This is a genomic window from Microbacterium paludicola (assembly GCF_015235415.1).
In the GTDB taxonomy this organism is placed as follows: Bacteria; Actinomycetota; Actinomycetes; order Actinomycetales; family Microbacteriaceae; genus Microbacterium; species Microbacterium paludicola.
This window is the reverse complement of record NZ_JADGLL010000034.1, coordinates 1-21,127: the sequence shown is the minus strand read 5'-3', so window position 1 is coordinate 21,127 and position 21,127 is coordinate 1. Positions and strand designations below refer to the sequence as shown.

Below are 21,127 nucleotides of genomic sequence, written 5' to 3'. Positions count from 1 at the left end.
GAACCGCGGGCCCTTCGTGTCCGAATGAGCTCGGTCGCCGGTGCGGCCGCTCAGTCATCGGATCGGCGTGACGGGTGTGGCACCCGAGCCTCAGCGGGCCGCATCCTCACCGCGCGTCCGACGACTGCGCGTGACCCCCGACGACTGAGCGCCCGCCGGGCAGGGGCCGGGTGCGCGCAAGGGCGAACAGGATCGCGCCGCTCGCGATCGCGGCGGTGACGACGGTCGTCCCGGCGGCGAGCAGCAGCACCACGGCGGCCAGGCCCAGCAGCACCGCCTGCACCGTCCGGCGGGGCGACACGGCGGCCGGCGGCGTGCGGTGGCGCTCGATCCCCGCGAGGGCCGCGGCGACGCCCGCCGTCAGCACGACGGCGACCGCGAGCCAGATCGGCCTGGTCGCCCACCAGGCGGCGCTCGAGGGCTCGGGAAGGACGATGCCCGTGGCCATCGCCACGAGCACGGAGGCTCCCGCCATGACGAGCAGCAGCGGCATGTGCCAGAGGTAGATCGTCATCGTGCGCGCCGTGACGAACCGCGTGAACGCCGCGGCGGTCCTCCGCGCGCTGAACCGGTCGATCCGGTGGCGCAGCAGCGAGAGCACGGCGGTCTGCGCCACGCCGACGAGAAGCAGCACGGCGGTCGGCGGGTTGAGGTTCGCGATCAGGTCCGGCGAGTAGACGCCGGCGAGGAAGAGCGCCGCGAGCAGTGCGACGGCGCCCGACGCCGCCGCGACGCGCGCACGCCGGGCGAGCGCGTCGATCCGCCCGTCGGCGAGCAGGAAGCCGAGCTGCTGCAGCGCGAGCCAGACGAACGCGAGGTTCAGGAAGCCGATCGCCTCGAAGCCCGTGACGGCGCGGAGCGCGTCGACCGAGACCGCGGCGGCGACGAGCGCGAGGATCGTCCGCCCCGGGGCGCGCTCGTGCGCGGCGTGGAGCGCGGGAAGCAGCGCCTGGCACAGCAGGTACACCCCGAGGAACCACAGGGGCTGCGCGTAGCGGAAGCCGGCGATCTCGATCAGGTCGGGCGCGACGCCCGAGAAGGCAAGCGCAGCGAGGGCGACCGCGACCGCGGCGATCGAGACCACGGCGGGAAGCAGCAGCCGGCGCACCCGCCCGGCGACGAACTCGGCACGGGTGCCGCCCCGAGCGCGGAAGCGGCGGAAGGCCGTCGCGCCCGAGAACCCGCCGATCACGAAGAAGAGCGGCATCACCTGCAGGGCCCAGGTGAGTGGCGCGAACCACGCGGCCCCGTCGGCCGCGTTCTCGAACACGGGTCCCGCCGGATCCACCGTCACGCCCACCATGAGGGCGTGGAGCAGCACAACGAGGGCGACGCACATGGCGCGGATCAGGTCGATCCCCGCGTCGCGTTCGCCGGCGGGAGCCGGCCCTGCGGGAGCGGGGGCGGTGCGCAGCGGCGGCGCCTGGATGATGGCCATCGGGTCCTCCTCGGTGGGTTCGCGAGAAGGCTAGGAATGCGGTGACGGCCGGCACATCACACGGCGGTGTCGTCTCACCCCCTACGGCGGTGTGGTGCGGCCCCCGTACGACGGTGTGAGCCGGGGAGGGATGGATCAGGAGGCGGGCTCGGCGAGGCCGCTGTCGTACGCGAAGATCACTGCCTGGACGCGATCGCGCGCGCCGATCTTGGCGAGGATCTTGCCCACGTGAGTCTTGACCGTCTGCTCGGCGATGAACAGCTCCGCGGCGATCTCGCCGTTCGAGCGTCCCTGCCCGATGAGCACGAGCACCTCCCGCTCGCGCTCGGTGAGCTCCGACAGCACGGTGGAGGCGCGCGACGCCCGCGGCTTCTGCGCCGCGAACTGCGCGATCATCTTGCGGGTGACGCTCGGCGAGAGGAGCGCGTCGCCCGCGGCGACGACCCTCACGGCGTTGACGAGCTCATCCGGCAGCGCGTCCTTCAGCAGGAAGCCGCTGGCTCCCGCCCGCAGCGCGTCGTACACGTAGTCGTCGATGTCGAAGGTGGTGAGCATCAGGATGCGCGGCACCCGCGCGGCCGGGTAGTCGGGCCCGAGGATGCGACGGGTCGCCTCGATGCCGTCGAGCTCGGGCATCCGCACATCCATCAGGATCACATCGGGCTCGAGCCGCGCCGAGAGCGCGACGGCCTCGCGTCCGTTCGCCGCCTGCCCGGCGACCTTGATCCCCTCGTGCGCGTCGAGCAGGGCGGCGAAACCCGCGCGGACCATCGCCTGGTCGTCGGCGATCAGCACGCTGATTGTCATCTCGGCTCCTCCTCGAGCGGCAGGGTCGCCTCCACTCTCCATCCTCCGTCGGGATCGGGGCCGGCGGACAGGGTGCCGGAGACGAGCGCGACGCGCTCCCGCATCCCCTGCAGGCCGTGGCCGGATCCCGGATCCGCCGCCGACACGGTGACCGCCTCGTTACTCACCAGGATGACGAGGGCGTCGGGGATCTCGCCCACCGTGACGGCGATCCCCGCCCCCGGCGCGTGACGGACGGCGTTGCTCAGCGCCTCCTGCACGATCCGGTACGCGGTGATCTGCACCGCGGCCGACGGCTCGCGCGACGGGGGCATGAGGGACAGCCCCACCCGGACGCCCGCCCGGCGCATGCTCTCGACGAGAGCCGGGATGTCGGCGATCCCCTGCTGCGGGGCGAGCTGCGGCGCCTGGTCGTCGGTGCGCAGCACGCCGAGCAGCCGGCGCATCTCGGTGAGCGAGCTGCGCGCGGTCGCGGCGATTCCCTCGAACTCCGCGGCGACCTCGTCGGCGAGTCCCGGGAGGCGGTAGCGCGCCGTGGACGACTGCACCTGGATGACCGAGAGGCTGTGCGCGACGACGTCGTGGAGGTCGCGGGCGATGCGACTGCGCTCCTCGATCAGCACCCGGCGCTGCTGCTCGATCGTCGTCAGCTCGCGCTCGCGGCGGAGTTGCCGGCTGAGGCGCATCCTGCCCGACACGAGCACGGCGACGAGGAACGTCGCGGCGCCGATCGAGGCGGTCACGATGAGGTCTGCCGCGGCGGCGTTCGCGCTCGCCGCCTCGGTGAGCATCAGCGGCGCGGCAAGCGAGCCGCCGATGCCGATCACCAGCGGGAGGACGCCGAGGCGCCAGCCGTGCCGAAGCGTGACGACGAGGACGAACAGCGCCAGCGCGATGAGGGCCGGCACCGACCACGGCCACGGCCAGAACGGATCGCGATCGGGCGAGATGACGAGGGGGAGCAGGAACGCGGAGACCCCGAAGACGGCGATGGCGATGCGCGGGTAGACGAGAGCGGCGAGCGGCGCCGCGCACACTCCCGCGCCGAGCAGCATCGCCACCGGCAGCGCGACCCCGTACAGCACTGCGTGCACCGGCACGAGCACCGAGTACAGCGCAACCGTGACGATCGCCAGCCAGATGAGCGCCGCCCGCTCTCCGCGGCTGCGCTCGCGCCAGGGCTGGATCACGGACATCCTGCCAGTGTGGCCGATTCGCGCACGACGGGGGTGGATGCGTCCTCGGCGGCGGAGGCGCAGCGCGGCGCGCGTGCGCGGCGGGCTGCCGCGATCCGGTCGATGGCGAGGCCGATCACCAGGGCGACCACCACACCGATCGCCGCGGACAGCAGGGGCTGGCCCTCCAGCCACTGGCCGGCGAGCATCCCGATGCCGGCGCAGTAGGCGGCCCACGTCACCGCGGCGAGCGCGCTCAGCGGGACGAAGCGGCGGCGCGGGTAGTGGAGGGCGCCCGCCGTCATGTTGACGGCGACGCGGCCGACCGGGATGTACCGGGCGCCGAGGATCAGCGGTGCGCCGCGCTTGTCGAGGCCCTCACCGGCGCGCGCGATGACGGCGGCGACGCGGGGCCTGCGCATCCATCCCCACCGCCGGACGCCGACGGCGCGGCCGACGGCATAGGCGAGGTTGTCGCCGATCATCGCGCCCGCTGCGGCGAGGACGCAGAGCAGCAGCACGGTCGGCACGGCGCCCGTCGTCACCGCGACGGCCGCCGCGGCGATGAGCACCGTCTCGCTCGGAATGGGCGGGAAGAACCCGTCGAGCATGGCGATGGCGAACATGACCAGGGGCAGCCACGGTGACGCCGTCGCCATCAGGATGAGTTCGTTGAGGTTGTCCACCCGTCGAAGCTAGGTCTCGGCCCCCGGGCACCACGTCGGCCGGGGGTATCGACCCGCGTCATACCTGGGAGGGATCTTCCGCGGCCGACATCGAGGCCTCGCGCGAACTCGGCGTCACGACCGACATCGCCGAGGCGGCCGCCTGAGCTGACCGGCCGGATGCCCCGACCGAGGGCGGGGCATCCGGTCCGGGCTCAGCGAGCGGGCGCGATCCAGACCGTCGCCTCGCCGGGCACGACCCGGTCGCCGCCGTCGCTCGAAAGCACAACCTCGACGTCGGCCGGCAGGTCGAACGGATCCGTGCCGAAGTTCGTGACCACCTGCCAGCCGTTCGGCCGCCGGAACCACAGCACGTCGTCGCGCCCCGTGTCGATCCACTCGAGCTGCTCGGCCGTCTGCAGCTCGTGACGCAGGGCGAGCGCCCGGCGGTACAGCGAGAGAGTGGAGGCGGGGTCGGCGTCCTGCAGCTCCACGGCGACGTCGCGGAACCAGCCGGGCTGCGGCAGATGCGCGCCGCTGGAGCCGAACCCGAGCGACGGACCGGATGCCGTCCACGGCAGCGGCACGCGACATCCGTCGCGCCCGATCTCCGCTCCCCCGGTGCGGAAGAAGGTCGGATCCTGACGCTCCTCCTCGGGGATGTCCGCGACCTCGTGAAGCCCGAGCTCCTCGCCCTGGTAGAGGTACGCGGAACCGGGAAGGGCGAGCAGGAACAGCGTCGCTGCCTTCGCGCGACGCAGGCCCCCCGGCCGGTCGAGCTGAGCCTCGTCGCCGCCGTTGATCAGCCAGTCGCCGCCGTGCCGGGTGGGCGAGGTCGAATCGGCCGGTGCCGGGGGCAGGCCGTAGCGCGTGGGGTGGCGCACGACGTCGTGGTTCGACAGCACCCAGGTGCTCGACGAGCCCGACTCGGCCGCGAGCGCGAGGTTGTCACTCACGATGCGCCGGAACTGCGCGGCGTCGAAGTCGGCCTCGAGGAGGTCGAAGTTGAACGCCTGGCCGAGGCTCTCGGGGCTCGCGTAGCGCGGAACGCGATGAGACGGCACCCAGGCCTCGGCGACCGCCGTGCGGGGCGGGTCGTACGAGTCGAACAGCGCCCGCCACTCGGCGTAAATCTCGTGCACGTCGTCGCGGTCGGTGATCGGGTGGTTGCCGTCGATCGGCAGCAGCGCGAGCTCTTCGCGCGTGGGCAGCGGCTCCGTGAGGTCCTTCGTCAGCATGTGGGCGACGTCGATCCGGAAGCCGTCGACCCCGCGGTCAGACCAGAAGCGCAGCGTCTTCAGGAAGTCCTCGCGCACCTCGGGGTTGTCCCAGTTCAGGTCCGGCTGCTCCTTGGCGAAGTGGTGGAAGTACCACTGGCCGTCCTCCACCTGCTGCCAGGCGGGCCCGCCGAACACCGACAGCCAGTCGGTGGGTGGCTCGGATCCATCCGGGCCCTTGCCCTCGCGGAAGATATAGCGCTCCCGCGCGGCCGATCCGCGCCCGGCGGCGAGCGCCTCCTCGAACCACTCGTGCTCGTCCGAGGTGTGGTTCGGCACGATGTCGACGATGACCTTGATGCCGCGCGCGTGAAGCGCCGCGACCAGGGCGTCGAAGTCGTCGAGCGTGCCGAGCCGCGGGTCGACGTTGCGGTAGTTGGCGACGTCGTAGCCGCCGTCGGCGAGCGCCGACGGGTAGAAGGGGCTCAGCCAGACCGCGTCGATGCCGAGCGAGGCGAGGTAGTCGACGCGGGACAGGATGCCCGGGATGTCGCCGAGCCCGTCGCCGTCCGCATCCGCGAAGCTGCGCGGGTAGATCTGGTAGACGACGGCGTGACGCCACCAGGTGGCCGCCTGATCCGCATCGGGGGTCTCGGTCGAACGCACGTCGGTCATGAAGCGGATGACTCCTTCGGTCTGGGTCGGAAGTGCGGATCGGGGGTTCGGTTCAGCCCTTGACCGCGCCCTGGGTGACACCCTCCATCACCCATCGCTGCGTGAACAGGTACGCGACGATAGCGGGTGCCATCGCCATCAGGTAAGAGGCGAACGCGACGTTGTAGTTGTTGCTGAACTGGTTCTGGAACAGGTTCTGCCGAACCGGCAGCGTCTGCAAGGCCGGATCGGAGATGATCAGCGACGGCATCATGAAGTCGTTCCAGGCGTACAGGAACGCGAAGATGCCGACGGTGGCGCTCATCGGCGCGAGCAGCGGGAAGATCAGCCGCCAGAACGTCTGCCACGTGGTCGCCCCGTCGATCCGCGCGCTCTCCTCGAGCTCGATCGGGATCGACCGCAGGAACGCCGTGAACAGCAGCACGCTGAAGCTCAGCTGGAACATCGTGGCGAGGATCACCACCCCGAGCGGGTTGTCGAGCCCCACGCGCCCCGTCAGCTGGATCTGCGGAAGCGCGACCACGGGGAACGGGATGAACATCGCCGCCAGCAGGTAGAAGAACGAGTAGCGGAACAGGCGGCGATCCCAGTTGCGGACGATCGCGTACGACGCGAAGGCGGCAAGCAGGATCGTCAGCGCCACCGTGCCCGCGGTGACGAACAGCGAGATCCCCGCTCCCACAGGGAACTTCGTGAGGTTCCAGGCCTGGACGAATCCGTCCAGGCTGAACGGCGCGGGCAGCGAGAAGGCGTTGCCGTCGACGGCCTGCCCTGTCGTCTTGAACGCCATGCTGATCGTCACGTAGAGGGGCAGCAGCACCGTCACGGCGGACAGGATCAGCAGGATGGTGCCCGGCCAGTTGATGCGCTCGGCGCCGACCCGCCCCGATGCGCCCGCCGTGATGATGCTCCGGGTACTGGTGCTTGTCGGCCCGGTCGACGTGGTGATGGCCATCAGAACGTGTTCCTTCCGCGAGTCAGCGAGAGCTGCAGGAGCGAGATCAGCACCGCCACGATGAAGAAGATCGTCGCGTTGGCCATCTGATAGGCGTAGTCGCCGCCGTAGAAACCCTGGACGATCGACATGGCGACGCTGCGTGTGGCGGTGCCGGGTCCGCCGTTCGTGAGTCCCACGATGATGTCGTAGGCGTTCAGGAAGTTCTTGAAGCCCAGGATCACATTGATCACGACATAGCCCGCGACGAGCGGCACGGTGATCCGGAACAGCTGCTGCGTCTTGCTCGCGCCGTCGATGTCGGCCGCCTCGTAGACGTCCCCCGGCACCGACAGCAGGCCCGCGATGTAGATCAGCAGGGTGCCCGGCACCGCCTGCCAGGCGGTGACGATCACGATCGCGATCCAGGCGAGATCCGGGTTCGCCAGCAGGCTCGTCTGCAGCCACGGGATCCCCGCCGCCGCGCCCGCAGCGGGCAGCGAGTTCGAGAACAGGAAGTTGAAGACGTAGGCGATGATGATGCCCGAGATCACCATCGGGATCACGAAGACCGTCCGCAGGCCCGTCTTCAGCCGGATCCGGGAGGTCAGGCCGACCGCCAGCAGGAATGCCACGACGTTCACGACGATGACGGTCGCGATCGAGAAGCCGAACGTGAAGAGGTAGCTCTGCAGCACCGCCGGATCGCTGAACAGGGCGATGTAGTTCGTCAGGCCGTTGAAGCTCCACTCGCCGATGCCGATCGAATCGGTGAAGCTGAAGAATATGCCGATGACGCCGGGCACCGTGATCGCGAGGGTGAACAGCACGAGGCTCGGCAGCAGGAACAGGTAGTAGATCGGCTCGACGCGGCGCTTCCCTCCGCGCGTGGCGCCGGTCACCATCGACTGGGTCACTTGTCCGCCCCTTCCGCCTTTGTGTGCGGCGCGGGTGCGCGAAACGCCACGCGCGCCCAGTCGGCATCGAGCGTCCGCAGCATCCGGTCGGTGTCGGAGCCGAGCACCATCGCCTGTGCGTAGTTGTTGACCGGGATGGTGCGGGGCGTGAGCACGGACGCGCCCTGGTAGATCCGTCCCTCGTTGTAATAGGGGATCATCCCTTCGATCCGCGGATCGTCCGGCGGCGGCGCGTCCTTCGTCGGCGTGAAGCCGAGCTGCGAGGCGTTGTAGGCCTCGATGTTGTCGGGCTCGAACAGGAACTCGAGGAAGTCGCGGGCCGCATCCTGGTGCTGCGACTCGGCGGGGATCATCGCCGCGAGGTCCATGTTGACCCGCACCGCGAGGTCATCCGGATCGTCCGTCATCGGCAGCGGGAAGGTGCCGAGGTCGACGTCCTCGGAGGTCTTCGCGATCTCGGCGAACGCCCACGGGCCCTGCAGGTACATCGCCGCCTCCCCCTGCGCGAAGGCGAGGTTGCCGTCGCCGTATGCGCGACTGCGCGCGTCGTCGTTCGTGTACTCGGTGAGCTGCATCATCCGGTCGATCGGCTCGGCGAAGTCCTTCTGGAACGAGACCTCGGAGTCGGGGCCGACCTCGGTTCCCTGCGCGGCGAGGCGGTCGAAGAAGTCGAGGACGTCGAGCGAGCCGCCGATCGCGTAGTCGTACCAGCCCTGGCCCACGGTCCAGTCGTCCTTGAACGTGCCGTAGATCGGGGTGACGCCTGCCTGCTCGAGCGCGTCGCAGGCCGCCAGCAGCTCGTCCCAGGTCTGCGGGACCTCGATGTCGTGCTCGGCGAAGATCTCCTTGTTGTAGATGACGGATGCCGCCATCACCGAGTACGGGATGGCGCTCGTGCGTCCCTCGCACGATCCGTACTGGGCCATCAGCGGCTCGAGATCCTCGCGGCTGTTGGCGGCGGCCTCGGTGTCGGACAGGTCGATCAGCGCGCAGCGCTGGACGTAGCGCGCCGTCTCGTAGTTGTAGTTGGAGAGCATGATGTCGGGCGGATTCCCCCGCACGAAGCTCGCCGACACGACGTCGATTCCCGAGGTGTCCATCTCGACGCGGACGCGATCCTGCGAGCCGTTGTACTCGGCGACGAGCTCGTTCATGAAGTCGAGGGCCTCGCGCTTGCTGAAGGCGAACCGGATGGTCTCGCGACCGTCGGCCGAGCATCCCGCGAGCAGCGCGCCACTCAGGGCGAGCACGGCACCCGCTGCCGCCGCACGGATGAATCGAGTGGATCTCGAAGACACATCGTCCCCTTCGCCGCGTATCGCCCGGCGACTGTGCCGGGTGGAGCTGCTGACCGTCACGCCCGACTCTGCTCGTCGCGATCCGTGCCGGCAAGACCGTTGACAGGGGCGACGTGGGCGGGCAAAGGCGGGGTTGTTCTCATGGCCGCTTCGGATCTTTGTTCGATTTCGTAGGGCTTTACGCTCTTCCGTTTGTCGTATCTTTGCACTATAATTGGGTCATGGCGGCGACCCCGTGGTTCGAAGACCCGTCTCGCGATCCTCGCGAGGCGGTCGCCGCCGCGCTCGCCGTCCTCGAGGGAGTGTTCGGGCAGGTCGGCGGGCTGCCGGATGCGAATCTCGTCGCGTTCACCCGAGAGTCGGAGGGGCTGGGCAGGGTTGTGGATGCCCTGCGCGTGCGCGCGGCCGGCGAGGTCGATGCCCGCTCCGACCTGATGGTGAAGGAGCGGCTCTCCGCGCAGCACGGCTGCCGCAACGGGACCGAGCTGCTGGAGCGGCTCACCGGCGCCTCGACCAGGACCGTGCGCGCGCGGGTGCGACTCGACACGCGCACGCAGCCCCGGTTCGCCCTCACCGGCGAGGAGCTGCCGGCGAAGCAGCCCGCGATCGCCGCGGCGCTTCAGGACGGGGCGATCGGCCTCGAGGCGGCACAGTTGATCGGGACGATGCTGACCACGGTGGAGCACCGTGCCGATCCCGTCGCCCTTGCAGACAGCGAAGCGTGGCTCGTCGCCGAGGCCACAGGTCACGAGCCGGCGCGCACCTTTGACGAGGTCAGAGCACAGGTCCTCGCCATCGGGCTGTCACTGGATCAGGACGGCCTTGAACCGTCCAGCGAGGAAGCTGCGAAGCGACGCGGGTTCACCATCGGTGCCCTCCGCAACGGCGTCCACCCGGTACGCGGCGACGTCACCCCGGAAGCGGCCGGCGCGCTGCAGATGCTGTTCGATGCGCACAGCAACCCCGCCGTCCGGTTCGGCACCAACCCCGCCGACACCGAGGCGGGCGAGCCGTGGGGGCAGGACGAGGTCGTCCCCGACGAGCGGACCCCGGCGCAGAAGCGGCACGACATCCTCCACGCCGCCATCCAGACCGCCGCCCGCGCCGAGGACACGCCCTCCCTCGGCGGCGCGGCCCCCACGCTGCTTGTGCATGTCGCGGCCGAGGACCTCCTCTCCCCGACCGGGGTGGCGTCGATCGACGGCATCCAGACCCCCGTGCCGGCGAGCATCGCCCACCGGATCGCCTGCACCGGAGCAGTTCAGAAGATCGTCTTCGACAACGCCGGACGCATCGTCCGCCTCGGCACCAAGGAACGCCTGTTCAACACCCACCAGCGCAAGGCGATCGCCGCCCGCGACGGAGGCTGCGTCATCCCCGGCTGCTCCATCCGGGCGTCCTGGTGCGAGATCCACCACGTCACCGACCACGCCAAAGGCGGACCCACCCACACCGACAACGGCGTGATGCTCTGCTGGTGGCACCACCACAACCTCGAACGATCCGGCTGGGGAATCCGAATCAACCGCGGCATCGTCGAGACCAAAGCACCACCCTGGATCGACCCCCGCGGCATCTACCGCCCCGCACCCAACGCCCTCACGAGGCGCCGATCGCGACCGCCCGCGCCACCTCGCGCTCCTGCTCGTTGAGCGAGCCCACCCCTCCTGCTCGTTGAGCGAGCGAAGCGAGTCGAACGCCCACCCTCCCAGTCGTTGAGCGAGCGAAGCGAGTCGAACGCCCCGACCCCGCCCGGCTGCAGGCCGCCGCGTCGTGGAGGTGCAGGTCCGCGCGTCCACCCTGCGCCGCGTCGGCCCCCGGTCTACCCGCCGGCGTGCGTGCCCTGCGCCACCGCCCGCTGCGCGAACCACCGCCGCTCGGCGGCGTTCGTCGCCGCGGCAGCCGCCTCCCGCAATGCGGCGGACGGATCGTGCCCTGCCTGCGCGAGCAGGTGCGCCCGCACGGCTGCCACCCGGGCGACCGGGGCATCCTGATCCAGTCGCTCGAGCGCGAGAAGCGCCGACTCCGCGCCATCGAGCTCCGCGACCGCGACGAGCCGCGCAAGCTCGGTCACCGGACCAGGAGCGAGCACCCGCATCAGGTCGTACAGGCCGACGACCTCCCGCCAGTCCGTCGCGGCGTAGGACGGCGCGGCGGCGTGCACGCCGGCGATCGCGGCGCGCACCTGGAACACCCCGAGCGGATAGTCCGCCAGCGCCTCCCGCAGCAGGCCGTCGCCCTCCGCGATCAGGTCCCTCCGCCACAGCCTCCGGTCCTGCTCGGCGAGCGGGATCGGCAGACCCGTCGGATCGATCCGCGCCGGCTCGCGCGCGTTCGTCAGCAGCATGAGGGCGACGAGCCCCAGCACCTCGCCGCGCCACGGCGCATCCCGCGGCGCGTGCCGCAACAGCTCGCGCCCGATCCGCAGCGCCTCGTCGGCGAGCCCCGGGCGCGCGATCGACACGCCCTCCGTCGCGCTGTGCGACTCGGTGTGGATCAGGCCGATCACGTCGAGCACCGTGGGGATCCGGCTCGCGACCTCACTCGGCTCCGGCAGCGCGAACCGCGCACCGGCGCGGCGGATCGTCGCCTTCGCCCGCGAGATGCGCTGCGCAACGGTCGACTCCCTCAGCATCAGCCCCCGTGCGATCTCCCGCGTCGTCAGCCCACCGACGGCGCGCAGCGTGAGCGGCAGCTGCGCGCCGGGCTCCAGCGACGGGTGGCAGCACATGAGCAGCAGCGCGAGCGTGTCGTCGCGGTGCACGGTCTCCGGCTCAAGCGGCTCCAAGGCCGTCGCTCGCAGCTCACGTGCGCGACGCGACTGGTCGGCGCGGATGGCATCGATCATCCGCCTCGACGCGGCGACGACGATCCACGCGACGGGACTCTCGGGGAGGCCGTCGCCCGGCCAGACCCGGCTCGCCGAGAGAGCCGCCTCCTGCACCGCGTCCTCCGCGTCGTGGAAGTCGCCCCAGCGCCGCGCGACGACGGCGATCGCGCGCGGGATGGCCGCTCGCAACGTCGCCGTCACGAGCCCTTCCGGCACGCGTCCGCCCGTCACGGCTCAGGCCATCGCGTCGTCGAAGTCCGCCTGCGTCCAGACCCGCACCACTCGCACCCCTCGTTCGGTCGCCGCCTCGGGGAAGCGGGCGGCGATCTCGAACGCCCGCTCCTCGCCGGCGACGTCCACGAGGTAGAACCCCGTGATGATCTCGGTCGTCTCCGCGAGAGGAGCATCGGTCACGATCGGCGCCTGCGGACCGCGCTGAACGTAGCGCTGGACCTTCTCCTCCAGCGCCTTCGACTCGACGAGCTCCCCCGACGCCTGCAGGTCGGACTCGACGTCCCAGTAGGTCTGGAAGGCCTCCCGCCGCTGCTCGTCGGTCATACCCGCGAACAACTCGATGACGCTCGGATTGCTGTGGATCAGGATGAGGTACTGCATGGCTGTCCCTTCCGCGACCCCGGGCGGAGTCGTCACCAGTGTGTCGGAGCCGAGCCGCGGATCTCGACAGCCTGGCGATCTCAGTCCTTGCAGGTTCCACGTGAGGCTCGCATCACAGCTCGGGCTCCCCATGGGCTTCTCATGCCACGAGCGACGTTCCATTTCGGGGAAGGTCGCACTTTCCCAGGCGCGACGCAGCGAGCCCCACCGGCGATCGGTCCTCACAGGCTCCGCGGCTTCGGTCACCGAGATAGCGTGTGGCTATGGCACGAGGCGGGGCGGGGAACGGCATCACCTTGCAGCAGCTGAGGTACTTCATCGAGGTCGCCGCCGAGGGATCCATCTCCGCCGCAGCCGACCTGCTGTACGTCTCGCAGCCGACGATGTCCGCCGCGATGAAGGATCTCGAGCGGCGGGCAGGGCGCGCCCTCTTCACCCGCTCGACCCGCGGCATCACCCTCACGGCGGACGGCACCGAGTTCCTCGGCTACGCCCGCCAGGTCGTCGAGCAGGCCGAGCTGCTCGAGCAGCGCTATCTCGGGCGCCCGCCGTCGCGACGGCTTCTTGGTGTCTCGGCGCAGCACTACTCGTTCGTCGTCGACGCATTCGTGCGGATGGTGAGGACATCCGGGGCCGCGGAGTACGAGTTCAGTCTGCGCGAGACTCGCACCTGGGACATCATCGAGGACGTCCGCACCCTCCGCAGCGAGATCGGGATCCTCTACCGCAACGACTTCAACCGGAAGGTCGTCGACAAGCTGCTCCGGGAGGCCGGTCTCGGCTTCACCCCGCTGTTCCTCGCAACCCCGCATATCTTCGTCGCGCGCACCAACAGGCTCGCGGGCCGTGAGCGCGTGACGCTCGACGACCTGGAGGAGTTGCCGCGGCTCACCTTCGACCAGGGGGCGAACAACTCGTTCTACTTCGCCGAGGAGATCCTCTCCACCCGGTCGTCGAAGCAGGACATCCGCGTCAGCGACCGGGCCACGATCTTCAACCTGATGATCGGCCTCGGCGGCTACACGATCTCCACCGGGATCATCTCCGACGACCTGGACCCGTCCATCGTCGCCGTGCCGCTCGATGTCGACGAGCGCATCGAGATCGGCTGGATCGGGCACACGTCGATCCCGCTCACGGGGCAGGCGGAGCGCTTCGTCGCCGAGATGCGCGAGGTCGTCGCGGGCTTCGGCGTGGAGCTGGTCACATAGGGGCAGGCTATGTGACGCTGGTAAACATTCCGATGGGGCTATAACCCACATCGCTGCCTACGCTCGGATCACCATGACGACCTACACGGCGGCGACCGAGCTCACATTCCGCATCCGCACCACCCGCTTCGACGAGGAGTACTCCCCGTCATCCGGGTCGCGGATCACCACGAACTTCGCCAACCTCGCCCGCGGCGAGAACCGGCGCGAGAACCTCCGCGGCGCGCTGACGATGATCGACCGTCGCTTCAACGACCTCGCCGACTGGGACAACCCGGAGCGCGACCGGTACACCGTCGAACTCGAGATCGTCTCCGTCGACCTTCACCTCGATGCAGAGAACGGGGGCCCCGGCTTCCCCCTCATCGAAATCCTGGACGTGCAGATCCTCGACAAGTGGACTGGACGGCGCATCCCCGGCATCGCGGGCAACAACTTCTCGTCGTACGTCCGCGACTACGACTTCAGCGTCGTGCTGCCCGCGCACAAGGCGAGCGGCGCCGCCGAAATCCCTAGCGACTTCGGCGATCTGCACGGCAAGCTCTTCCAGCACTTCCTGGCCTCGGACGCGTACCGCGAGCGCTTCTCCCAGCCGCCGGTGATCTGCATCAGTGTGTCCACGAGCCGGACGTACACGCGGCGAGACAACCGCCACCCGGTGCTGGGCGTGGAGTACCGGCAGGACGCGTTCTCGCTGACCGACGAGTACTTCACACGGATGGGCCTGCAGGTGCGCTACTTCATGCCCCGCGGGTCGGTCGCGCCGCTGGCGTTCTACCACCGGGGCGACCTTCTCAACGACTACTCCGACCTGGCGCTCATCGGCACCATCAGCACGATGGAGGCGTTCCAGAAGATCTACCGCCCAGAGATCTACAACGCCAACTCCGCGGCCGGCCACGTGTACCGGCCGAGCCTGCAGGACCAGGATCACTCGGTGACGGGCATCGCATACGACCGCGAGGAGCGCAGCCAACTCGCGGTCACGCAGGGCCGGCTCACCGAGGAGCAGTTCATGACGCCCTATCGGGACGTGCTCGACGAGTGGGCCGCGGCCCACTGACATGGCCGCCAGAGACACGAAAGACGCATCGATGAACTCGCTTCTGCCCACCGCCATCGTCGGCAGCCTGCCGAAGCCCGCCTGGCTCGCCGAGCCGGAGCAGCTCTGGTCTCCGTGGAGGCTCGAGGCCGCAGCTCTCGTCGAAGGCAAGCACGACGCGCTGGCGATCGCAGCTGACGAACAGCGCCGTGCGGGCCTCGACATCATCGCCGACGGCGAGCAGACCCGCCAGCACTTCGTCACGACCTTCATCGAGCATCTGCGCGGCGTCGACTTCGAGCATCGCGAGACCGTCCGGATCCGCGACCGCTATGACGCCAGCGTGCCCACGGTCGTCGGGGCGGTGAGCCGTGAGAGGCCGGTGTTCGTGGAGGACGCGCGGACGCTGCGCGCGCAGACGAACCAGCCGATCAAGTGGGCGCTCCCCGGCCCGATGACCATGATCGACACGCTGGCGGACAAGCACTACGGCAGCCGCGAGGAACTCGCCCGCGAGTTCGCGAAGATCCTGAACCAGGAGGCGAAGGAGCTGGAGGCGGCCGGCGTCGACATCATCCAGTTCGACGAGCCCGCGTTCAACGTGTTCTTCGACGACGTGAGGGACTGGGGCGTCGAGGTGCTCGAACTCGCCGCCGAAGGGCTCCGGGCCGAGACCGTCGTGCACATCTGCTACGGCTACGGGATCAAGGCCAACACCGACTGGAAAGCGACGCTCGGACCCGAGTGGCGCCAGTATGAGGAATCGTTCCCGCTCCTGCAGCGCTCGTCGATCGACACGGTCTCCCTCGAGCGCCACAACTCCCGCGTGCCCGTCGAACTCATCGAACTGCTGCGCGGGAAAAGGGTGATGGTCGGTGCCGTCGACGTGGCGACGCACGAGATCGAGACCCCGGAGGAGGTCGCCGCCACGCTCCGCGACGTGCTCCGGTTCGTCGACTCGGACAAGCTGATCCCGAGCACGAACTGCGGCATGGCGCCCCTGCCGCGCACGGTCGCGCGCAAGAAGATGGCCGCCCTCGCATCCGGTGCCGCGATCGTCAGGGCCGAGTTGACGGGTACGAGCGCCTCCCTCGATTCGACGGCGGGCCCGCACGCCTGAGGCCGAGCGCGATCACCGCCTCGGCGTCTGTACGTTCCGCGCAGAGCCGGCATCCCGACCTGGGGTTTCCGCGGGAGTTGGCACCCGCCCGGGCGACGATCTGTTCGCAGAACATGGCATATTCCTAGACACCTCTGCGCATGCGCCCCCGGCTACCGAAGCTGACCACTTGCCCTCGTCGTCACGAGCGCCGACCGGCGAGCGGCCGGGGGGGGTACCTAAGGTTCGCGTATCGCGTTGTCAGGCACGGGCGGTGGCGAGCTCCGTAGTGCCACAAGAACAACTCAGCTTCAGCGCTGGTGTCGCACGTTCAGGAGCAGGTGACCTTGGTGACGCCGGTGATGTTCGACGCTCCCGCGCCCGCCTTCAGCGAGGCCTTCATGGTGCGCCCATTGTAGGCCGTCACCTTGCCGGAGGGACGGTCGTTCATGATCGAGCGCGGAGCCCCGCCGAGCTTGCTGAACGAGGTGTGCGTTGCCGGGCAGGCCGAGAGCGTGAGCTTGTCGCCGTCGTAGAACGCTCTGCTATAGAGGCAGTACTTCCCGCTGGCGCAGTCTTCCTTCGATGCCACCGTTGCGGTCGCGTAGAGCGACTTCGTCGTGCTGGCGTTGACGCTGAGGTCAGGGTCGACGGTGAGGATGATCTCACCGTCCTCCCAGCTCACCACGTTCCAGCCGACCTGCTCACCGCCGAACTCGTCGATCACCTCTTCGACGCGTTCCTGCATAGGTGAAGTATCGTGCTCCGTCGCGGATGCGATGGTCGGGGCCAGCAATGCGATCAGGGCAAGGGCAGTGGTCGCGATTGCAGCATGAGCGTGACGCATGAACTGGTATCCGTTCGATAGGTAATGAGGGGGAAGGAAAGGACGAGGATCAGCGTTCCCAAGCCGCGTAGTCCACGACCGCCGGGGCTTGAATGTCGGTCCGAGTGCGCCCTGTGTAGAGAGTTTCGGCGGCTAGGATCTGCCCCGTACGGGGCGAGACGATCAGCCGATCCTCGTACTCGTCGGGAGCCCGGTCGGTCGCGCTGAACACGATCCCCGCCCGGCCGAGCCGATCTATTGTCGAGCCGGAGACCTGGATGTTGCTCACGCGGCTCAGGTGGCCGATGAGAGCGGCTTCCTGTTCGGGCGTGAGCAGGTAGTTCGACATGATCGTGCTGATCTCACGCAACGTCTGCCCCGCGGTCAGCTCTTCGCCACCGGCGAACGTGGCCAGGTACGCGCCCACCTCGTCGACCACGAGGGGTGGACCATCCTCGATCGATGCGTCCCATTCGCCGGGCTGGAAGGACTCGTCGACGAGCACCGTACCCGGAGCAGGCAGACTGTCGTCGTCTTGCCCCGGGAATGGCTTTGCAGCGACGAGCCGATAGTGCACGCTCCCGTCGACCAAGAAGGTGGTCTCACTCCACTGCGGTTCTACGACGGTGGACTCAGTCGTACCGTCCTCGGCGAACGTCGTGTTCAGCGCCCAGGTCTGCGCACGGATTGTGTTGCTCACCTCGTGGTGAGTGCGACGCATGGTCTCCATCTCCTTCAACAGTTCCGGGGCTCCTGCGGAAATTGGTGTCAGCGCCAGCAGCGGCGGAGTCGCGGCAATAGCTGGTGCGGGGCTCAGAACGCTTGTCAACGCGAAGACAGCGGCGAGCAGTGCGACGACGAATGCGCCACCGGTCGCGAGACGCACAGGCCGCCGGGGACGCCACGAGGCGGGCCGGCGCGCGTTGCGGCGATGGGCACGCTCAAGGGCGGCCTCCCTTGCTTCGTATTCCGCGAGCTCACGCAGGCCGCGCTCGGAGAGCGGGTCACCGCGCTTCACGGTCCCGGGGTCCGCTGCGCGCAGCAGCTTGCTCAACAGGTCATCCACGAGCGCGTACCTCCTCACCGGTCCGGCCCTGCAGTTCGTTCAGCGCTGCACGAAGCATGCGCCTGGCACGCATGAGCCTGGCGCGGACGGCGGCGCTGTTCATGTCGAGCGCGGCGGCGATCTCCTTCGATGTCAGGCGCTCCCAATAGGTCATCTTCAGCACCTCGCGGTGCATCTGTGGCAACCGCTCGACCGCATCGCGAACGTCCGCGTATAGGTCGTCTGAAACGGGAATGCGCAGAGCGAACTCCTCGTTGAGCTGGCGCTGCAGTTCGGCGCGGCGCCCGCGGCTCCGGTACTCGTCGCCGATCAGGTTCCGCACCACCCCGTACAGCCAGGGCACGCTCAATTGCTCTCCGGCCTGGTAGCGCTGCCATGCGATGTGGAACGCCTCGGTCGCGATCTCTTCCGCGTCCTGTTTCGAGTCCAAGCGGCGTTCGGCGACACCGACGACCAGCGAGTAGTTCACTCGGAAGAACGTCGCGAACTTCTCCACGCCACCTCCCTCGTCGCTCGATCAGCTGTAGAAGCCGCTCCTCTATCCTCACCGTTGATCGAAGGCGACGAAATGTGACATGGGCCTCGGCCGGGAATCTGTGACATCCGCAGGTCGCCGGTCGTTGAGCACTCAGATGCGTGAACCGTCCGGTGTCGTCGAATGACATGCACCACTCGACGACACCGGAAGGTCAGCTACTCGGCCCCGGAGGGGAGGGAACGAACGCCGTCTCCAGTCAGCCGGTAGGTCGCCGATTTGCCTGTACTCAGGATCTCTTCCAGCTGGATCGAGAGCAGGCGGAAGGCCGCGGTCTCGCTCGTGGTCTCGGGCCAGATGCTCAGCGCGTCGTCCGAGAGCGTCGAGAGCCGGCGACGAAGATCGTCTGCGCTCGTCAGGAAGCTCGCGTGTCGCGAGGAGCCTTCCTCGAACACGACCAGTCTTCCACCTTCACGATCGCCGCTGTTCCTGCTGTCGACGGCGCGAAGATGCTGCACGAATCGATCGAAGAGGTCCGAATTGGTCTCGTCCATCTGGTCCCTCAACTCGGAAAGGCGGTGATGATGCGCTCGGTCGTCTTACCGACAGGCACCTTCACCGTATACGTGCGTACGACCTGCCCCTTCGAGTTCTTGATCTGGAGCGGCGCCTGGTAGGTGTAGCTGTTGTTCGTGCTGTTGTACGGGGCAGACGCTGGCGCGCCGACGGTGTTTCCGATGTTCCATTTCGCGAAGTCCGACCAGGTGCCGGCGATCTTGTACTTGGTCAGGATGTTCTGCCAGTCCTGCCCGTGACCATCGGCGATGTGTCGCCACCCGTACCCAGTCTTGGTCCCACACTCGAGCTTCGCGACACCGTTGGGATTGCGGCGCTGCCACATGTTGACAGTCTTCGTGGCCTTGTCGGTGCTCGAGCATCCTGGTGCGGCGAGCATGACTGACGCGTCAGCCCTCTCTGCGTACTCAACGCCGCTGATCACCGCGGTGTATTCCTCGGTCGCATCAACCGCCACCTCGGCTTCGGTCCCAGATGCGGTGGCCTGGAACGATGCCGGTGGCTGAAACACATCACGTTCGTCCGCCGAGGCGGCTGTCGGGGTGACCAGCGTCACCGCGAGCACCACAGCACCTAGCGAAGCAAGAGAGATGCGAGTCTTCATGGGTTTCCCTTACGTTGTCGTGTTCTGCTACGTCGAGGCGCGGGCCGGATCAGCAACGCCTCTAAAAGAGGCGTTGCAAGAACGGGGCAAGCCGTGACACCAACAACAGCACCGATACCGAATCGTGATCAGGAAGGCCGTCGGCGAGCCCGGCTGGTATCAGTACCTGCCCCTCGACGAGCCGGTTATCGACGCGCTCGACGAACAAGCCCGCCGACCCGGCGTAGAGGTCGCCTGGCTGACATCCTGGGGCCCGAGCCAGGAGGACATCGACGACCTCGTCAACGGCAAACGCCTCCGCGGCAGACTCCCCGGCACGTGCGTCCCCTGGATCGACTCGCTCAAGTTCGGATGGCGCAGCCGCAGCTTCCTCGCCTACCTCAAGCAGACACGGCCAGCCTCAGTCATCTGGGCAGACGACCGCGCCCCCGGCGACATCCGACGCCGCATCGACGAGCGCATCGGCATCCCCCGGCTCGTGATCCGCCCCCACGTCAACGTCGGCCTCACGATGCGCCACGTCGACCGCATCCGGGCGTTGAATCGGCCTGACTTTCGTTCCGTTCTTCAAGCAAGGATGGAACACGATGAACAGGAAGTACTCGCCGGAGATGCGTGAGCGGGCGTTGCGGATGCTCGCGGAGACGCGGCCGTCGCACCCGACGATGATGAGCGCGGTCCGGCATGTCGCCGGGCTGCTGGGGATGAGCCCGGAGACGCTGCGGTTGTGGCAGCGCCGCTACGAGGTCGACGCCGGGGTGAAGCCCGGGTTGACGACGGATGCGGCGGCGGAGATCAAGCGACTGCAGAAGGAGAACGCGGAGCTGCGCAGGGCCAATGAGATGGCGGATTCAACCGGTGGTCGCAACGAGTTCCGTGAACTTCTCCGATGGTGTCAGATATCCGAGCGTCTTGCGTGGTCGGCCGTTGAGCGAGTCCTGAATCGCGGTCAGGTCCGCGCGGCTAACGATGCTCAGATCGGTGCTCTTCGGAAGGTATTGACGTAGCAACCCGTTGGTGTTCTCATTGCTGCCCCGCTGCCACGGGGAGTGCGGGTCGCAGAAGTAGATCGGGATCCCGGTTGTGGCTGTGAACTCGAGGTGCTTGGCCATCTCCGCGCCCTGATCCCAGGTGATCGTCCGCGCCAGCGACGACGGGAGCGCGGTGATCGCTTCGCGCATCGCGGCCTCCACCTTGTCTGCACTCTTCCCATCAGGCAAATGCAGCAGGAGCGTGAGGCGGGTGCTGCGTTCGACGAGGGTTCCGACGGCGCTACGGCTGTTCTCACCAAGGATGAGATCGCCTTCCCAATGCCCGGGAACGGCACGGTCCTCGACCTCAGCGGGGCGCTCGCTGATCATGACCATCCCTGGCAGACGGCCGCGCCGATCCGTTGCCGTTCGCGCCTTCCTGGCCGTGCGTCCCGATCTCAGGCAGCGGGCGAGTTCTCGGCGCAGTTGCCCGCGTCCCTGTACGAACAGGGACTGATAGATCGTCTCGTGGCTCACGTGCATCTCCGGGTCGTCGGGATGCTCCAACCGTAGGCGGGCAGCGATCTCCTGCGGCGACCACAGCTGCTTCAACTGCGCTGTCACGGTCTCGAGCAACCGGCCACCGTCAAGCTTGAACGGCTTCGGCCTGCGGGCCTGCTCCCGAG

The 21,127-nt window shown here is 68.6% G+C and carries 21 protein-coding genes and 1 pseudogene; 6 read left to right on the top strand and 16 right to left on the bottom strand.

Going from position 1 to position 21,127, the window contains the following annotated elements; translation table 11 throughout:
* Nucleotides 1-106: 106 nt before the first annotated feature.
* The 8 genes from IR155_RS12125 to IR155_RS12090 form a co-directional block, all read right to left on the bottom strand.
* Entirely contained in the window at nucleotides 107-1,438 is a 1,332-nt protein-coding gene (locus IR155_RS12125) for an acyltransferase family protein (RefSeq protein WP_135115087.1), read from the bottom strand.
* Between the two features lie 135 nt (nucleotides 1,439-1,573).
* Nucleotides 1,574-2,245, bottom strand: coding sequence for a response regulator (locus IR155_RS12120; protein WP_135115086.1), 672 nt, complete (start codon nucleotides 2,243-2,245; stop codon nucleotides 1,574-1,576).
* Nucleotides 2,242-3,441: a sensor histidine kinase gene (locus IR155_RS12115; RefSeq protein WP_135115085.1), complete on the bottom strand. Its 1,200-nt coding sequence runs from the start codon at nucleotides 3,439-3,441 to the stop codon at nucleotides 2,242-2,244. Before IR155_RS12115 ends, IR155_RS12120 begins: the two co-directional genes overlap by 4 nt.
* Nucleotides 3,432-4,106: a DedA family protein gene (locus tag IR155_RS12110; RefSeq protein WP_135115084.1), complete on the bottom strand. Its 675-nt coding sequence runs from the start codon at nucleotides 4,104-4,106 to the stop codon at nucleotides 3,432-3,434. The genes IR155_RS12115 and IR155_RS12110 overlap by 10 nt, the downstream gene beginning before the upstream one ends.
* Before the next feature lie 194 nt (nucleotides 4,107-4,300).
* Nucleotides 4,301-5,977, bottom strand: coding sequence for a glycoside hydrolase family 13 protein (locus IR155_RS12105; RefSeq protein ID WP_135115083.1), 1,677 nt, complete (start codon nucleotides 5,975-5,977; stop codon nucleotides 4,301-4,303).
* A gap of 52 nt (nucleotides 5,978-6,029) precedes the next feature.
* Nucleotides 6,030-6,932, bottom strand: coding sequence for a carbohydrate ABC transporter permease (locus IR155_RS12100; RefSeq protein WP_135115082.1), 903 nt, complete (start codon nucleotides 6,930-6,932; stop codon nucleotides 6,030-6,032).
* On the bottom strand, nucleotides 6,932-7,816 hold the full coding sequence (locus tag IR155_RS12095) for a carbohydrate ABC transporter permease (RefSeq protein ID WP_135115099.1): 885 nt from the start codon (nucleotides 7,814-7,816) through the stop codon (nucleotides 6,932-6,934). The genes IR155_RS12100 and IR155_RS12095 overlap by 1 nt, the downstream gene beginning before the upstream one ends.
* 8 nt (nucleotides 7,817-7,824) lie before the next feature.
* A complete protein-coding gene (locus tag IR155_RS12090; RefSeq protein ID WP_135115081.1) occupies nucleotides 7,825-9,126 on the bottom strand; it encodes an ABC transporter substrate-binding protein in 1,302 nt (433 codons plus the stop codon).
* 221 nt (nucleotides 9,127-9,347) lie between these two features.
* Here IR155_RS12090 and IR155_RS12085 point away from each other — a divergent pair, with 221 nt between their 5' ends.
* Nucleotides 9,348-10,778: an HNH endonuclease signature motif containing protein gene (locus IR155_RS12085; RefSeq protein WP_135115080.1), complete on the top strand. Its 1,431-nt coding sequence runs from the start codon at nucleotides 9,348-9,350 to the stop codon at nucleotides 10,776-10,778.
* A gap of 170 nt (nucleotides 10,779-10,948) precedes the next feature.
* Here IR155_RS12085 and IR155_RS12080 read toward each other — a convergent pair whose 3' ends face one another.
* Complete coding sequence (locus IR155_RS12080) at nucleotides 10,949-12,187, bottom strand: RNA polymerase sigma factor (protein ID WP_233441196.1); 1,239 nt, start codon at nucleotides 12,185-12,187, stop codon at nucleotides 10,949-10,951.
* 3 nt (nucleotides 12,188-12,190) lie between these two features.
* On the bottom strand, nucleotides 12,191-12,571 hold the full coding sequence (locus IR155_RS12075; RefSeq protein WP_167760775.1) for a YciI family protein: 381 nt from the start codon (nucleotides 12,569-12,571) through the stop codon (nucleotides 12,191-12,193).
* Between the two features lie 263 nt (nucleotides 12,572-12,834).
* Between IR155_RS12075 and IR155_RS12070 the strand changes: the two genes are divergently transcribed.
* The 3 genes from IR155_RS12070 to IR155_RS12060 all read left to right on the top strand — a co-directional run bounded on the left by IR155_RS12070 (nucleotide 12,835) and on the right by IR155_RS12060 (nucleotide 15,944).
* Nucleotides 12,835-13,782, top strand: a complete 948-nt coding sequence (locus IR155_RS12070; RefSeq protein ID WP_135115078.1) for a LysR family transcriptional regulator — start codon at nucleotides 12,835-12,837, stop codon at nucleotides 13,780-13,782.
* Between the two features lie 73 nt (nucleotides 13,783-13,855).
* On the top strand, nucleotides 13,856-14,845 hold the full coding sequence (locus tag IR155_RS12065) for a DUF1852 domain-containing protein (protein WP_135115077.1): 990 nt from the start codon (nucleotides 13,856-13,858) through the stop codon (nucleotides 14,843-14,845).
* A 31-nt stretch (nucleotides 14,846-14,876) separates the two neighbouring features.
* A complete protein-coding gene (locus IR155_RS12060; RefSeq protein ID WP_135115076.1) occupies nucleotides 14,877-15,944 on the top strand; it encodes a methionine synthase in 1,068 nt (355 codons plus the stop codon).
* A gap of 310 nt (nucleotides 15,945-16,254) precedes the next feature.
* Here IR155_RS12060 and IR155_RS12055 read toward each other — a convergent pair whose 3' ends face one another.
* The 5 genes from IR155_RS12055 to IR155_RS12035 all read right to left on the bottom strand — a co-directional run bounded on the left by IR155_RS12055 (nucleotide 16,255) and on the right by IR155_RS12035 (nucleotide 19,470).
* Nucleotides 16,255-16,671 carry a peptidase inhibitor family I36 protein gene (locus tag IR155_RS12055; protein WP_167760774.1) on the bottom strand — a complete coding sequence of 139 codons (417 nt, stop codon included), beginning with the start codon at nucleotides 16,669-16,671 and terminating at the stop codon, nucleotides 16,255-16,257.
* A 148-nt stretch (nucleotides 16,672-16,819) separates the two neighbouring features.
* A complete protein-coding gene (locus IR155_RS12050) occupies nucleotides 16,820-17,803 on the bottom strand; it encodes a hypothetical protein (RefSeq protein WP_135115074.1) in 984 nt (327 codons plus the stop codon).
* Between the two features lie 4 nt (nucleotides 17,804-17,807).
* Complete coding sequence (locus IR155_RS12045) at nucleotides 17,808-18,311, bottom strand: sigma-70 family RNA polymerase sigma factor (protein ID WP_135115073.1); 504 nt, start codon at nucleotides 18,309-18,311, stop codon at nucleotides 17,808-17,810.
* 197 nt (nucleotides 18,312-18,508) lie between these two features.
* Complete coding sequence (locus IR155_RS12040; protein WP_135115072.1) at nucleotides 18,509-18,844, bottom strand: hypothetical protein; 336 nt, start codon at nucleotides 18,842-18,844, stop codon at nucleotides 18,509-18,511.
* Between the two features lie 8 nt (nucleotides 18,845-18,852).
* Nucleotides 18,853-19,470, bottom strand: a complete 618-nt coding sequence (locus IR155_RS12035; protein WP_135115071.1) for a hypothetical protein — start codon at nucleotides 19,468-19,470, stop codon at nucleotides 18,853-18,855.
* Between the two features lie 124 nt (nucleotides 19,471-19,594).
* On the opposite strand from IR155_RS12035, the gene IR155_RS12030 reads away from it, so the two are divergent.
* Together IR155_RS12030 and IR155_RS16350 are read left to right on the top strand one after the other, a co-directional pair.
* Nucleotides 19,595-20,089 carry a hypothetical protein gene (locus IR155_RS12030; RefSeq protein WP_135115070.1) on the top strand — a complete coding sequence of 165 codons (495 nt, stop codon included), beginning with the start codon at nucleotides 19,595-19,597 and terminating at the stop codon, nucleotides 20,087-20,089.
* Nucleotides 20,058-20,249 (top strand): annotated as a pseudogene (locus IR155_RS16350) (transposase); the annotation flags it as partial. The gene IR155_RS12030 and the pseudogene IR155_RS16350, both read left to right, overlap by 32 nt.
* Nucleotides 20,250-20,321: 72 nt before the next feature.
* On the opposite strand, the gene IR155_RS12025 reads toward IR155_RS16350, so the two are convergent.
* Nucleotides 20,322-21,127: IS30 family transposase (locus tag IR155_RS12025; protein WP_135115068.1), on the bottom strand; the 806-nt coding region annotated here is incomplete at its 5' end.